Source organism: Nocardia donostiensis (assembly GCF_002081715.1).
In the GTDB taxonomy this organism is placed as follows: domain Bacteria; phylum Actinomycetota; class Actinomycetes; order Mycobacteriales; family Mycobacteriaceae; genus Nocardia; species Nocardia donostiensis.
This window is the reverse complement of record NZ_MUKP01000003.1, coordinates 107,936-120,728: the sequence shown is the minus strand read 5'-3', so window position 1 is coordinate 120,728 and position 12,793 is coordinate 107,936. Positions and strand designations below refer to the sequence as shown.

General features: G+C 64.9%; 16 protein-coding genes, 1 tRNA gene and 1 pseudogene. 5 read left to right on the top strand and 13 right to left on the bottom strand.

Annotated features, from left to right (window positions below):
* Positions 1 to 15 precede the first annotated feature (15 nt).
* The 3 genes from B0T44_RS26925 (at position 16) to B0T44_RS03115 (ending at position 1,009) form a co-directional block, all read left to right on the top strand.
* A complete protein-coding gene (locus B0T44_RS26925) occupies positions 16 to 174 on the top strand; it encodes a hypothetical protein (protein WP_175647998.1) in 159 nt (52 codons plus the stop codon).
* A 267-nt stretch (positions 175 to 441) separates the two neighbouring features.
* Complete coding sequence (locus tag B0T44_RS27800; RefSeq protein WP_254893652.1) at positions 442 to 576, top strand: hypothetical protein; 135 nt, start codon at positions 442 to 444, stop codon at positions 574 to 576.
* A 229-nt stretch (positions 577 to 805) separates the two neighbouring features.
* The gene (locus tag B0T44_RS03115; RefSeq protein ID WP_077116515.1) at positions 806 to 1,009 is read left to right on the top strand and encodes a cold-shock protein; all 204 of its coding nucleotides are present in this window, start codon (positions 806 to 808) and stop codon (positions 1,007 to 1,009) included.
* A gap of 143 nt (positions 1,010 to 1,152) precedes the next feature.
* Here the strand turns inward: B0T44_RS03115 and B0T44_RS03110 are convergent.
* The 9 genes and pseudogenes from B0T44_RS03110 to B0T44_RS03070 all read right to left on the bottom strand — a co-directional run.
* Positions 1,153 to 1,260, bottom strand: a pseudogene (locus tag B0T44_RS03110) (dihydrofolate reductase family protein); the annotation flags it as partial.
* Between the two features lie 127 nt (positions 1,261 to 1,387).
* On the bottom strand, positions 1,388 to 2,008 hold the full coding sequence (locus tag B0T44_RS03105) for a hypothetical protein (protein WP_077116514.1): 621 nt from the start codon (positions 2,006 to 2,008) through the stop codon (positions 1,388 to 1,390).
* Positions 2,009 to 2,242: 234 nt separating this feature from the next.
* The gene (locus B0T44_RS03100) at positions 2,243 to 2,725 is read right to left on the bottom strand and encodes an SRPBCC family protein (protein WP_245839074.1); all 483 of its coding nucleotides are present in this window, start codon (positions 2,723 to 2,725) and stop codon (positions 2,243 to 2,245) included.
* The gene (locus B0T44_RS03095) at positions 2,700 to 3,059 is read right to left on the bottom strand and encodes an ArsR/SmtB family transcription factor (RefSeq protein ID WP_077116512.1); all 360 of its coding nucleotides are present in this window, start codon (positions 3,057 to 3,059) and stop codon (positions 2,700 to 2,702) included. Before B0T44_RS03095 ends, B0T44_RS03100 begins: the two co-directional genes overlap by 26 nt.
* 26 nt (positions 3,060 to 3,085) lie before the next feature.
* Positions 3,086 to 3,907, bottom strand: coding sequence for an ABC transporter permease (locus tag B0T44_RS03090; RefSeq protein ID WP_077116511.1), 822 nt, complete (start codon positions 3,905 to 3,907; stop codon positions 3,086 to 3,088).
* The gene (locus B0T44_RS03085; RefSeq protein WP_077116510.1) at positions 3,904 to 4,878 is read right to left on the bottom strand and encodes an ABC transporter ATP-binding protein; all 975 of its coding nucleotides are present in this window, start codon (positions 4,876 to 4,878) and stop codon (positions 3,904 to 3,906) included. The genes B0T44_RS03090 and B0T44_RS03085 overlap by 4 nt, the downstream gene beginning before the upstream one ends.
* Entirely contained in the window at positions 4,875 to 5,243 is a 369-nt protein-coding gene (locus tag B0T44_RS03080) for a glyoxalase superfamily protein (protein ID WP_077116509.1), read from the bottom strand. Before B0T44_RS03080 ends, B0T44_RS03085 begins: the two co-directional genes overlap by 4 nt.
* A gap of 88 nt (positions 5,244 to 5,331) precedes the next feature.
* Complete coding sequence (locus B0T44_RS03075) at positions 5,332 to 5,664, bottom strand: hypothetical protein (protein ID WP_077116508.1); 333 nt, start codon at positions 5,662 to 5,664, stop codon at positions 5,332 to 5,334.
* 80 nt (positions 5,665 to 5,744) lie between these two features.
* Positions 5,745 to 5,817: transfer RNA gene (locus tag B0T44_RS03070), tRNA-Asn, on the bottom strand.
* A 195-nt stretch (positions 5,818 to 6,012) separates the two neighbouring features.
* On the opposite strand from B0T44_RS03070, the gene B0T44_RS03065 reads away from it, so the two are divergent.
* A complete protein-coding gene (locus B0T44_RS03065) occupies positions 6,013 to 6,258 on the top strand; it encodes a hypothetical protein (RefSeq protein WP_077116507.1) in 246 nt (81 codons plus the stop codon).
* 63 nt (positions 6,259 to 6,321) lie between these two features.
* Here B0T44_RS03065 and dnaG read toward each other — a convergent pair whose 3' ends face one another.
* From dnaG to B0T44_RS03050, 3 genes are all read right to left on the bottom strand, one after another.
* Complete coding sequence (dnaG, locus tag B0T44_RS03060) at positions 6,322 to 8,262, bottom strand: DNA primase (RefSeq protein WP_077116506.1); 1,941 nt, start codon at positions 8,260 to 8,262, stop codon at positions 6,322 to 6,324.
* Between the two features lie 92 nt (positions 8,263 to 8,354).
* Positions 8,355 to 9,647 carry a deoxyguanosinetriphosphate triphosphohydrolase gene (locus tag B0T44_RS03055; protein ID WP_254854185.1) on the bottom strand — a complete coding sequence of 431 codons (1,293 nt, stop codon included), beginning with the start codon at positions 9,645 to 9,647 and terminating at the stop codon, positions 8,355 to 8,357.
* Positions 9,631 to 10,326, bottom strand: a complete 696-nt coding sequence (locus B0T44_RS03050) for a YdcF family protein (RefSeq protein WP_077116504.1) — start codon at positions 10,324 to 10,326, stop codon at positions 9,631 to 9,633. Before B0T44_RS03050 ends, B0T44_RS03055 begins: the two co-directional genes overlap by 17 nt.
* A gap of 562 nt (positions 10,327 to 10,888) precedes the next feature.
* Here B0T44_RS03050 and B0T44_RS03045 point away from each other — a divergent pair.
* The gene (locus B0T44_RS03045) at positions 10,889 to 12,064 is read left to right on the top strand and encodes a DUF5005 domain-containing protein (RefSeq protein WP_139347778.1); all 1,176 of its coding nucleotides are present in this window, start codon (positions 10,889 to 10,891) and stop codon (positions 12,062 to 12,064) included.
* A 7-nt stretch (positions 12,065 to 12,071) separates the two neighbouring features.
* On the opposite strand, the gene B0T44_RS03040 is transcribed toward B0T44_RS03045, so the two are convergent.
* Positions 12,072 to 12,749, bottom strand: a complete 678-nt coding sequence (locus B0T44_RS03040) for an MBL fold metallo-hydrolase (RefSeq protein WP_077116502.1) — start codon at positions 12,747 to 12,749, stop codon at positions 12,072 to 12,074.
* Positions 12,750 to 12,793: the final 44 nt, after the last annotated feature.

Sequence of the window (12,793 nt, the reverse complement as noted above, 5' to 3'; positions counted from 1 at the left end):
GGAAGCTACGTCGGCATGGCTCTACTACGTCGGCACAGCACCGACCCACTGAGCGAGCCGCCCGAGTTCGCCGGTGGTGAGGTCGCGCCGCGCTCGGCGCATCATGTGCCCTACCAATTCGCGTACGTGGGTCATGTTCCGAACATGCTGCGGCGCAACGTGTTCAGCACGTAGGAGCGCGTACAACTAACCTCGGTAATTGCGCTGCATCGCGTGGGCGCGGCCGATCCCGACGAAGTATCGGTGGGCGCGCCGGCCCCGGGCCGCCGAGGCGCTGCGGGAGACCGTCGCACACCTGCACGGTCGGACTGTGGGCTGAACCGGTCTCACCACTACCGGCGGCCCAGGGCCGAACAAAAGTTCCTTTTCGCACCGAAGACGGCGGCGTCGCGTACGGTTGAGGCAATGGGGCCGCCCAGGCCCCCGAGTCGAAGGACGTTCATGTCCGACAAATCTCCCCGCAGTACCTCTGCGAAGAAGTCCGGAAAAACTCTCAAAGAAAAACGAGCGGACAAGAAAGCCAAGGCTGTCAAAAAATCCGAGATCGAGTCAACTTTCGACGCCAAACGCCGCTGAACGGAGCTCTGAGCAGCTGGCCGGCTGGGTCTGGAAAACGCTGCACGATCTCGAGGCTCGCAGGTCACACCGCACACCGTCGATAAAGAAGACGAAGTTGCGTCTCGAGCCGAGGCCGGTTTTCGCATCCTTGGCGTATGGATTTTCGTGCGTGTGACATAGTGGTATCCGAGACCGGGCTGATCAACGTGATCTGCACGGCTCACCTACAGAAATGAAGTAGTAAAGCATGGTTCAAGGCAGTGTGAAGTGGTTCAACGGCGAGAAGGGCTTCGGCTTTATCGCCCGAGACGGAGGCGGACCCGACGTCTTCGTGCATTACTCGGCCATCGGCGGTTCGGGTTTCAAATCCCTCGATGAGGGTCAGCGGGTGGAGTTCGAGATCAGTCAGGGCCAGAAGGGCCCACAGGCTCAGGACGTTCACCTGATCTGATCCGCATGGGTCGCAGGCTCCGCACCGTTGACGTGCGGAGCCTTTCTCATAACCGCCGCGATCCAGAGGCACCCCTGTCAGCGACCGCCGCTTCAGCTGGTCCGCGGGAAACTGGGAGGAGCTCGGCAGGTGCATGGGCGGACTCAGATATGCAGGGTGGGCCGGTAGATGAGCTCCTGGATGTTGCCGTCGAGCGTCCGGCTCTCGATCAGCTCGAGGTCGAAGTCGGCCGCCCCCTGGAGATTCGGGTCCAACCGGGCACCTTGGGTGGGAGGTTACCGACTCGCATACGAGCACCCGGACTACCAACTGGATCGTGTTTTCGCTCGTCCCGGACGTCGAGTCCAATGCTCGCGCCGCTGGCGGTCGGGCTGCGGGTCATGGATGCCGTGCGACGATTTCCCGGAGATCGGCCAGCGCGGCTTGTTCCGCGGAATCGTCGGCGTACCAACCCCACCAGGCTCGGTTCCTGATGATGTCCTCGGGTGTGAAGTCCTGGCCGAATTGATACACATGCAGACAGGTATCGAGCCCGCACTCATCGAAGAAGACCAAGTCCTCGCTGCGGCAACAGTCGACCACTCCGTCCGCGATGTGCCACCGGCAGCCGTCGTACCAGAAGATGCCGCTTGCCGCATGGATCGTGTTCTCGGTCTCCGGATCCGTGAGGTTCAGGGACTCCCCATTCTCCGGACGATTGCGTACCAAACGGACGAGGTCTTCGGGCACACCGTCGTAAAAATGTTCTTGCAGTGCGTAATTGCTGTCGTCGTAGCAGAGGTTGAGAGCTTCTTCGTGATGAAACGTCAGCAACAAGACCCGGTCGCCGGTGCTGAAGTACCAGACCGTCGACTGGCCGCTCCCGTCGTACCACCCGTACCGCTGGGCACCGTCCACACTCTTCGGCACGCTCTCGAACAGTTCGCTGACAATCGCAGCGCGACGCCGCAACTCCGCGAGAGGAGTCGCCTTCAGGGCCGCCCAGGTCTCTTCGCTCATGTGCGCCAGAGTATTCCAGCAGAGCGGCCGGAGTTGATTGCCGGATGGGGCCCCGCAATGACCTACAGATATGGCCGCACGATCGCCAGGTTCAACGCCCTAGCCAGGTCCTCGGTTCGGCGTAGCCGCGAGGCTCTCGGGATACCCGATGACGTGATCCCATACTCCTTCCGCAAGCTCATCGCGATGATCCCCGACGACGAAGGCTGTCGGCCCGGATCTCGGCACGGGCAGCTATGGGAGTGTTTCGAGTGCGGCGTCGAGGCGGCGCACGACCGTGGGCCACCCGCCACTCATGAGTGTGCGTGCATGCTGTTGGACCGGGTCGTCCGGGTCGAAGCCGCTGTGTGTGAGGATCACCCGAGTGCCCTTTCCCTCGGGGTGTAGGTCCCAGGTGACCGTCCAGCCGTAGGGGCTGGCGGCGTTGGCATCTGTCCAGCTGATTCGAAGACGTTGTTGCTCGGAGATATCGAGGACCTCGCAGGCGATGTCGCCGGAGAACCGGGTGGCGGGGATCGGGGTCGCTTTGAACGTGAAGTGCTGCCCTTTGACCGGCGCGAATCCGACTGGTTCCATGATCCACTGCGCCATCAGATTCGGGGTGGTCAGCGCCCGCCAGACCTTCTCAGGCGGGTGTGGATAGAACTGGTCGATCACGATCGACGTCAGATCGTTGTCGCCCGTCGTCTCGTCATGCATCTTCGCCGCCTTCTTCATCGTCGCTCATGGTGTCGAGCATCTCGCCCAGTTTCGTCAGGTGCTGGCGCCAGTACCGTTCATATGGGCTGAGCCAGCTCTGCAGATCGTGCAGTGGGTCGGGGTTGATGCGGTAGTAGCGGTGCCGTCCGTGTTTTTCTTCGCTGACCAGCCCGCAGTCGCGCAGCACCTTCAGATGCTCGGAGACGCTCGGACGGGCCATGTCGAAGTGGTCGGCTATTGCCTGCACCGGCTGGCTGCCCTCCAGCAACAGCGCCAGGATGTCGCGTCGGGTGGGGTTCGCCAGCGCCCCGAACACGCGATCAGTCGCGGTGGCCTTCGCGCGCTGGGGCATGACGATCCTCTTCTGTCGAGTGCTTTCTAGCGTCGCCGAAACAGAGCAAGCGCCGCTGCCTGGGCGACCGCGAGGATACCGACACACCACGCAACGGCGACGATCACGTAGTAGCCGCCTGTGTGTTCGAGCCCGGCCAGCGCGTCGTCACCTTGCGTGAGGTAGCGGTTGGCCTCGGCGAGGACGGTCACCGGCTGATGCATTGCGAACGTCTGCAGCCAGCCCGGCATCGAGGTGACGGGCACATACGCGCTGGAAACGAACGACAACGGCAGTACGAGGAAGCCTGCGCCCTGCGCGGCCTGCACGTTGCCGGCAGCAAGTCCCACCGCGATGAACACCCACGTGAAGGCGACTGCGGCCAGCATGCACAGCCCGAGCAGTCCGACAATGCCCCACCCGTTGTGGACGCGGAAGCCGACAGCGAACGCGACGGCTGTGGTCACCAGCAGAGTCGATGTGGTCATCAGGTGTTCACCGGCGGCACGTCCATAGAGCACGACCGCTGACGGCATAGGAAGTGACCGGAATCGGTCGATGACCCCCGCGTGCACTTCGCCGGCGACGGCCGTGCCGACACCCATGACCGCGAATAACACCGTGACGGTCAATAGGCCCGGAACCATGAAGTTGACGTACGACAGTGTTCCGGGCGTGATGGCACCGCCGAACACGTAGCGGAAGATCAGCAGGAACACCACGCTCTGCACAACCGACATCACGATCAGCGACGGGTTGCGCAGTGTGACGAGCACGACCCGCCGCGCTGCTGCGAGCGAACACCCCACCAGGTGTGTTGCGGGCCTTGTGGTCGACGGGGGCGCGCTCGTGGCGGCCAGGGTGGTCATCGCGCGGCCTCCTTGCTCAGCACGCTGGCCGGGGACGGTCCGGATTCGGTCAGCGACAGGAACGCTTCCTCCAGGGTCGGCTGACGGACGGTGATTTCCTCGATAGTGAAATCGCCGGCGGCGGCCTCGGTGAAGCACCGCGCTGCGTCTTGGCCGCCGGCCGGTGACTGCCAGCTCATCGAGCAGGCGAGCCGGTCGACGTCGATACCGGTTCGCTGGATTCGCGCTATCGTCTTCTCGATCACGGCCAGGCCCTCCGGGCCGCGAGTGCGCACCTGGACGATGTCTTCACCGTGGGAAGCCTTGAGGTGCTCGGGTGAGCCATCGGCGATGATCCGGCCGTGATCGAAGATCACCACACGGTCGGCGAGCGCGTCGGCCTCCTCGAGGTACTGCGTCGTCACGATGATGTCCGTCCCATCGGCCACCAGATCCTTGACCAAGTCCCACAGGGCGTGGCGACTCGCGGGGTCCAGCCCGGTGGTTGGCTCGTCGAGTAGCAGGATCCGAGGCCGCCCGACCAGGCTCGCGCCCAGGTCCAGCCGCCGGCGCATGCCACCTGAATAGCTGGCGACCCGATCGTGCGCTCGGTCGGCCAGCCTCAGGCGATCGAGCACCGCGTACGCTGCCGTGCGTGCGTCACGGCGGGAGAGCCCGTACATGGCGCCGATCATGGTGAGATTCTCTACGCCGGTCATCAACGGCTCAACGGTGGCATTTTGGCCCGCCAACCCGATCAGGCGCCGCACCGGCAGCGACTCGGTGACCGTGTCTTTGCCGAGAACCTCGACCGTGCCGCCATCCGGGCGCAACAAGGTGGCAAGTAGCCGGACGAAGGTTGTCTTGCCCGCCCCGTTGCGTCCGAGTACGGCGAGAATTTCACCGCTCCGGGCGGTCAGGTCGATCCCGTCGAGCGCGACGGTAGTGCCGAAACGCTTGACCAGCCCATGCGCTTGGATCAGCGGGCTCATTGGTGTGATGGAGCCGAGAGGACGAAGCTGTTGCCGTCCGGATCGGTGAATGTGGCCTGCCTGCCCCAGGGCATGTCGTTGGGGCCGTCGACCGCCACCCCGGCCTCGCGCAGCTTCTTCGTGTCCGCGTCGAGGTCCGCACTGTCGAGGATCACACCACCCAGCGTGCCAGCCGTTGCACCGGGGAACGGTCGGTGCAACACGATAGCCGTCCCAGCGGCCGTGGGAGCGACTTCCAGCCACCGATTATCGCCCATCTTCAGGTCGGCCCGGACGGTAAATCCCAAGACGTCCACGTAGAAGTCTTTCGCGCGGTCCTGGTCGTCGACAAAGGCGGTGATCGTTCGGATCTGTGAGATTGACATGCCAACACAATACGTAGGAAAAATCCTACGTGTCAACCAGCGTGAACGCGATGACCGCAACGCCCACCCGTTGCTCCGTTGATCCAGCTCACTTCCCTGCAATTGAAAGATGTTCCTGCACAGTCATGCTGGAGACTGTCAGGTTGCCGGCGCAACCTTTGACGATCCGAACCTGGTTGCTGCCGCTGGAATCATCCCCGCGCTGAAGCCGGCCGAGAAAGCGGACTTGCGCCATGTGGCCGACGCACACCTGCCGGTATCGACGGACACAGTCGCGACCGGCGGTCTGAAGGTGACGCGCTGGCGCGGACATGGCCGCGGGCGCGGACAGCATCGACGACATGGCACTGCTGCGGCACAGCGCGATGCCCCGGCTGTTCGTGGAGTTCGACAGACAGACGTGGCGCAGGTTTACAGCCATTTATCCACCGTTCGGCGGATTCTGGTACGAATTCGGCCCCGACCGTCTATATGAAACCACTGGTCAGGGGCTATTTCCTGCTCCCCCAACTGGACTCGAACCAGTAACCTGCCGATTAACAGTCGGCTGCTCTGCCAATTGAGCTATAGGGGATCGACCTCGGCCTGCCCGTTTCGGACTGACCGAGGAGAAACTCTAGCGTATGGTCGGGCGGCCGCCCAAATCGTGTCGTCAGCGGGGTGCGGGTGGGGTTGAGCGGGGGCTGTCCGGCGCGTGCGAATCGACATGGGTGGCGGGGGTCGGGCAGGATGTAGAGCGCACGCGGACGACTGGGAGGAGCTCGACGAGATGCTGCGGTTGATCATCGGCATTGCTGCCGGCTATGTGCTGGGTAGCAAGGCCGGGCGGGCGCGCTATGAGCAGATCAGCGCGGTCACTCGTGCGGTCACAGCGAGCCCGGTGACGCGCAAGCTCGTCCTGTTCGGGCGGCAGAGGCTGTCGGACAAGCTCAGTACCCGACCGCAGCTCGAGCCGATGGAGCCGATCGACGAGCGGACCACGATCATGGTTCCGCACGATCAGTTGCGTCGCTGACCGCGGTACCGCGCCGTCGCGCCCTGCTCTGTTCACCAGATGAGCAGGGGCGGCGGTCACCGGTCAACCGCTGGCCGCGAAATCCCCGTGGTTGCCCATGGCCTGCTCGAGCAGGCTCTTACGGTACTGCTCCAATGCCACCAGGTCACCGAACAGCGCCAGGTATGCCTCGGACTGTTCGGTAGACGACACCCGGTGCAGTTTCGATTTGAGTTCCGCGATCTGCCGTCCCACAAGGGTTTCCTGCACGCGGGCCAGCACACCGGTGATGAACCGGGGGATGTCATCAGCGGTTTTAACGGGCAGCGGTTCGCTGGCGAGTTCGGAGATGAGGGCGCGGACGGTGAGGTCGTCGGTGCGGTCGCTGACGGCGCCCACCCAGTCGGCGCCGGTGCGGCCGGAAGCGACACCGCCGACTTCGCCGATCAGAGTGCGGACGGTGACGTAGGCGGGATGGGTGAAGGCGTCTGCTTCGAGCGCGTCGAAGGACGGGCCCGCGATGGACGGGTATTGCAGACCGGCTGCCAGCGCCTGCCGTTGGGACAGCAGGGCCGGGTCGTTGGGGGCCGGGCGGGCGGTGGGGTGCTGGGTGACGGGAGTGCCGCTCTTCGCTCGGGTCGCGCCGCGTCCGTTGTTCGCGGGCGGTGCGCCGCGCAAACGTCTGGCTTCCTCGTCGACGCGCCGGTACACGGTCTGGTGGTCGAGCCAACCGGTCCATTCGGCGAGCTGGGTGGCGTAACGCTTGCGCAGGCCGTGGTCCTTGATCTGCGCGACGACCGGCACACCCCAGCGCAGCACCTCCACCTGGCCGTCGCGGGTCAGGTCGTTGGTGCGGCTGTCTTTGCGTTTCTCGATCTCGCTGCGGAGCGCGAAATCGAACAGCGGCTGGCGGCGGGCAACCAGGTCGCGCAGGGCGGCGTCACCGGCGTTCTGACGCAGTTCGCACGGGTCCTGACCATCGGGGGTCACCACCACGTAGGTTTGGCCTGCCACCTTTTGGTCGCCGAGGAACGCTTTCAGCGCAGCGGCCTGGCCTGCGGCGTCGCCGTCGAAGGTGAAGATGATTTCCCCGCGCCAGAAATTGTCGTCCATCAGCAGGCGGCGCAGGATCGCCAAATGTTCGTCACCGAATGCGGTGCCGCAGGACGCGACCGCGGTTTTCACCCCGGCCAAATGCATTGCCATCACATCGGTGTAGCCCTCGACGACCACGGCCTGATGCCCTTTGGCGATCTCGCGTTTGGCGTGGTCGAGACCGAACAGCACCTGAGATTTCTTGTACAGCACGGTTTCCGGGGTGTTGATGTATTTACCCGGCATGGTGTCGTCGTCGAACAGTTTGCGCGCACCGAACCCGATCACGTCGCCGCCGAGGTTGCGGATCGGCCACAGCAGCCGCCGATGGAACCGGTCGATCGGTCCGCGCCTACCCTGCCTGGACAGCCCCGCCGCTTCGAGCTCCTTGAACTCGAAACCCTTACGCAACAGGTGTTTTGTGAGCGTGTCCCAGCCGTCGGGGGCGTAGCCGCAGCCGAACTGGGCGGCGGCCGCGGCGTCGAAATTACGGTCGGTGAGGTACTGACGGGCCGCGGCGGCATCGGGTTCGCGGAGCCGGGCCATATAGAACTCGTGCGCGGCGGCGTTCGCGGCGACCAGGCGGGCGCGGGTGCCGCGGTCGCGCTGCACCGACGTACCGCCGCCTTCATAGTTGATGCGGTAGCCGACACGGTCGGCGAGCTGTTCCACCGATTCCACGAAACCGATGTGCTCGATTTTCTGCAGAAACGCGTAGACGTCGCCGCCCTCACCGCAGCCGAAACAGTGGAAGAGACCGTGGTTGGGGCGCACATGGAACGACGGGGATTTCTCGTCGTGGAACGGGCACAGGCCCTTCATCGAGTCGGCGCCCGCGCGTTTCAGCGCGACGTACTCACCCACCACATCCTCGATCCGGACGCGCTCACGGATCGCTGCGATATCGCGATCAGGGATTCGTCCGGGCACGGTAGCGAGTCTAGGCCAGCGCCGCTCCGACAAGCCGGGCAGGATCACGGCGACTCACCGGAAGGGCGCCGACCGGCCGAGCAGGATCACGCCTACCGGCCGGGCAGGGTCGCCGCGATGCGTTCCAGGCGGCTTTCGGTGTAGGAGGCGATCTGGTCGACGATCACGCGGACGTGGGCGGTGTCGTCGGCGGCGGCGTCCCACCAGGGCAGTAGCAGCGGGTCGAGTCCGGTGGGTGCGGTGGCCAGGAGGTGTTCGGCGACGGCAGTGAGGCGTTCGCGTTGCGCGGCTTGGCGGAGTTTGTGGTCCGGGTCGGACATCACGTAGCGCAGCGCGACCGTTTTCAGGATGGCGACCTCGGCGGCCGCGACCGGCGGGACCACCAGGTCGGCGGCGTAACGGGTGAGCGCGGCCCCTGCCGCTGCTTCCCGGGTGGCGGCGACGGCGGCGTTGGCGAAGCGGCCGACCAGTTCGCTGGTGAGCCGTTTCAACGCGACCGAACTGGCCAGGGTGCCGTCGTAGTGGAACACATCGGCCACCACCGGCAGTTCCGACAACCGTTGCGCAGCCGCAGCCAGCTCGTCTATCGACAGGGATCGATGCTGGACGTGCCCCATTTCGGCCAGCGCAACCTGCTCCACCGGATCGGCGAGCGCCCGCAGGTCGATCCGTCCGGCGATCACGCCGTCTTCGACGTCGTGCACCGAGTAGGCGACGTCATCGGACCAGTCCATCACCTGGCATTCGAGGCTCTGCCTGCGCGGCGGCGCACCCTTACGCACCCAGGCCAGGCGGTCGGCGTCGATATCGTAGGCCCCGAACTTGGTGCCGGGGCCGGTGCGCTGCCACGGGTATTTGATCGCGGCGTCGAGTGCGGCGCGACTCAGGTTGAGGCCGGCGCTGCTGCCGTCGGCGTCGATCACCTTCGGTTCCAGGCGGGTCAGGATGCGCAGGTTCTGGGCGTTGCCTTCGAAACCGCCGAACCGGTCGGCGAATATGTCGAGCGCCTTCTCACCGTTGTGGCCGTAGGGCGGGTGGCCGATATCGTGCGCCAATCCCGCCAGGTCGGTCAGGTCGGGGTCACAGCCGAGGCCGTCGGCGATACCGCGGCCGATCTGGGCGACCTCGATCGAATGGGTGAGCCTGGTGCGCGGGGTGTCACCGTCGCGCGGGCCCATGACCTGGGTTTTGTCGGCGAGCCTGCGCAGCGCCGCCGAATGCAGGACGCGGGCGCGGTCGCGGGAGAAATCGCTGCGATGCCCGTTGCCGTCACCCGGCGGGGCCAGCGCCGCGGTTTTCGGGGCTTCGGCCACGAGGCGTTCCCGGTCGTGGTCGGTGTAAACGGGGGGCATATCGCCGGGGGGCATATCACTGCCCCGCTTCATAAGGGAAATCCGCTGAGAAATGGGTGAGTTGATACCACAGCAGCGCCGCCGTTTCCCGGGCGATGCCATGCGCCTGCGACTCTCGGGTGTAGACCGCTGGACCGGTCCGGGTGGGCGCGGTCCAGGCTTCCAAACCCGCGTCCCGGGCCATGGTTCGGGTGCGCAGGGAATGCCACGGGTCGCTCACCAGCACCGCCGACGACATATTCCGGGCCTGCATCGCGGTCGCGACCGCCTCCACACTGCGCAATGTGTCCGATCCGGTTTCCACCGCCAGAATCCGTTCCGCGGGCACACCGTGCTCGATCAGATAGTTCTTCCCCGACGCAGCCTCGGTATACAGGTCCCCCTCCTGCTTCCCGCCCACTGTGATCACTCGCGGCGCAACCCCCGCCTCGTACAGTTTGCGCGCCTGATACAACCGAGCCGCGAACACCGACGACGGTTCCCCCGAATACTGTGCTGCCCCCAACACCACAATCGCGTCCGCAGGCGTGTAATCCTCGATCCGCGCCACCTGCCACACCCGCACCGCCGTCCCCCCGACCAGCACGAGCCCCATCAACACGGCCCCCACCACCAGCCGCCTGCCCCAGCGCAGAAACCCGGCGCCCGCGCTGGGCGATGCCCCGGAATCTGCGACCGAGCCAGAGCGTGTGCGCAGGGATGCCGAATTCACGCTCTAAGTCTGCCAGGTGCGAGCTGGGGATTCCGATAGCGCTCGCCGGGTAGAAGGGGGGACATTGCCCGGCCCCCCTGAACCCTTCGGCTACCGCATCAGTGCAGGTCGCGCCCGGGTAGACGCCAGCGAATGCACTCGGCGGGCCGCATGGGCCGGTACGCGAGTCGCCAGCGGTCTACCCGGGCATGGGCAGTTCTCGATCGAATCGTTATCGGCGAGGTGATCTACGCCCCACGAATCTGGAGACATCGGGACCCACTTTCTCTGTAGCGGCCAGCAAAGGCATATCGGCGCCGAACGCGCCCGTGGTGCGGACTATCGAGACCCGGTAACCGTTGCGCCCGGGTAGAGCCGGCTGTTCGAAGGGCGGCAATCCGTCGCTTTCGCCCGCATCCGTACAGATATATGAGAATATCTGCCGGTGGACAGGTGGGATATACTGTGGCACAGAGTAATACAGAAAACTCTGCCGCCTGTCAGGGATGCCGCGGCGGTTTTCAAATCCGAGTACGACACCACCGCATACACCCTCCGGGGCGTCGGCGGTCGCGCCCGGGATGTGGATAACCAGGGCGGATTGTTGATCGCCGGGCAGAGCGGAATCGGCCCCGGTATTTCGCCTCGGCGGAATACCGGCTCACGACTCCAGGTTGTTTCGGCGACCCCGCATCACGACCTCAATACACTGCTGTCCAAATACGCCTACACCGACGACGACGGCTGGACCGGCGGGGACAGTACCTACATGCGGCGTTTGCCGGACGGACGCCATGTGATCATGTTCTCCGATACCTTCCTGGGAAGCGTGCGGGCGGATGGCTCCCGTGCACGGAACACTCCTTTCATCAGTAACAGCTTCGTCGTCGTCGGAACGGACGGCCGAATGGAAACTGTTCTCAGCAGGACGCCCGACGATCAGAGAAGGGCAGTGATGCCACCCCACGACGGCCAGTTCTACTGGCTCGGTGGTTCACACGTCACCAGCCGCAACACTCTCGACGTCATGTTCCTGAGATTCACCGGCGATTCGCGCGTAGTCGATGATGGCGGTGATTTCGACGCCGCTCGCCTGCAGGCCGCGCTGACTCCCGGTGGGAATGGCGAATTGGAGCTACAGGAGAACGTGCTCGTACGCTTCGACGCCCGGGACCTGACCCGCCTGGATGCCACTCCGATGCCTTCCGAATCGGGTGTGCACTGGGCATCCTGGGTGGAGTTCGATCAGCGGGACAATCAGACCTATGTCTATGGGGTCATGGACCATGGCCTGGACAAACAGATGCATATCGCCCGAGTGAGCGGCGATGATCTACGGCAACCGTGGGAGTTCGCCGACGGCGCGGGCGGCTGGTCGCCACGAGAAACCGATTCGGCGCCGATCATGTCCGGGGTGGCCAACGAATACAGCGTGGCCAGGTTGAACGATGAGCATTTTCTGCTGGTCACCCAGGACACCAGCCAGCCGTACAGCCCGGACATCATGGGTTATCTCTCGGATTCGCCCACCGGACCATTCACCTCACCGACGCTGTTGTATCGCACGACGGAGTCGGGTCCTTTCGGTTTCTACGGCGACGCCGAAACCGTCGTCTACAACGCGCACGAACAACCCGACTTGAGAAGGGGCAACGAAATCACGCTCACCTACAACCTCAACAGCAGCGTCGAAGGGGTCTTGGACGAATCGGCCAAATACCGACCGAATGCCGTCAAGGTCAGGGTGGATCTGACGTAGTGGCAGGTCACCACCCGCGCTCGCGCCACTCGCCGAGGTGTGGGCGTTCGGCTCCGAGGGTGGTGTCGTCGCCGTGGCCGGGATAGACGACGGTCTCGTCGGGGTATCGGTCGAACAGTTTGGTGGTGACGTCGGTGTAGAGACTGTCGAAGTCTGCCGGGTTCGTCGTCTTCCCTACTCCGCCCGGGAAAAGGGAGTCGCCGGTGAACAGGTGGGTGCGGTCGGAGCCGTCGGTGAGGGCGAGGGCGACGGAGCCGGGGGTGTGGCCGGTCAGGTGGATGATGTCGAGGGTGAGGTTGCCGAGGGTGATGGTGTCACCGTCGGTGAGGATGCGGGTGGGGGTGACGGGGAGGGGGTCGGCGTCGAGAGGGTGAGCGGCGGTGGGGGCGTTGGTGGCGGCGGCGACGTCGATGAGGGCCTGCCAGTGGTCGGGGTGGCGGTGAGTAGTGACGATCAGGCGGATGCGACCAGGGGTTTCCTGGGCGATGAGGTCGAGGATGCGGGCGGGTTCGTTGGCGGCGTCGATGAGGAGGGCGTCGCAGGTGGCGGTGCATTCGACGAGGTAGACGTTGTTGTTCATGGGGCCGACCGACATTTTGGTCAGGCGGGCGCCGGGGACGTCGCGGCGCTGCGGGTCGGAGGTGGGCGTGACATGGCCGGTGTAGCTGGTGTCGATCGTGATCACGACCCGATGCTAGCGACAGGCACCGCTGGTGCGCGGTAGGCGAT

Bases quoted from the DNA above. Each gene is read 5' to 3' on its own strand.
- B0T44_RS03075 (WP_077116508.1), bottom strand. From the start codon at position 5,664: ATGGCTGTAAACCTGCGCCACGTCTGTCTGTCGAACTCCACGAACAGC.
- B0T44_RS03115 (WP_077116515.1), top strand. From the start codon at position 806: ATGGTTCAAGGCAGTGTGAAGTGGTTCAACGGCGAGAAGGGCTTCGGC.
- B0T44_RS27800 (WP_254893652.1), top strand. From the start codon at position 442: ATGTCCGACAAATCTCCCCGCAGTACCTCTGCGAAGAAGTCCGGAAAA.
- B0T44_RS03065 (WP_077116507.1), top strand. From the start codon at position 6,013: ATGCTGCGGTTGATCATCGGCATTGCTGCCGGCTATGTGCTGGGTAGC.
- B0T44_RS03080 (WP_077116509.1), bottom strand. From the start codon at position 5,243: ATGTCAATCTCACAGATCCGAACGATCACCGCCTTTGTCGACGACCAG.
- B0T44_RS03090 (WP_077116511.1), bottom strand. From the start codon at position 3,907: ATGACCACCCTGGCCGCCACGAGCGCGCCCCCGTCGACCACAAGGCCC.
- B0T44_RS03085 (WP_077116510.1), bottom strand. From the start codon at position 4,878: ATGAGCCCGCTGATCCAAGCGCATGGGCTGGTCAAGCGTTTCGGCACT.
- B0T44_RS03105 (WP_077116514.1), bottom strand. From the start codon at position 2,008: ATGAGCGAAGAGACCTGGGCGGCCCTGAAGGCGACTCCTCTCGCGGAG.
- B0T44_RS03055 (WP_254854185.1), bottom strand. From the start codon at position 9,647: ATGAAGCGGGGCAGTGATATGCCCCCCGGCGATATGCCCCCCGTTTAC.
- B0T44_RS03100 (WP_245839074.1), bottom strand. From the start codon at position 2,725: ATGAAGAAGGCGGCGAAGATGCATGACGAGACGACGGGCGACAACGAT.
- B0T44_RS26925 (WP_175647998.1), top strand. From the start codon at position 16: ATGGCTCTACTACGTCGGCACAGCACCGACCCACTGAGCGAGCCGCCC.
- B0T44_RS03095 (WP_077116512.1), bottom strand. From the start codon at position 3,059: ATGCCCCAGCGCGCGAAGGCCACCGCGACTGATCGCGTGTTCGGGGCG.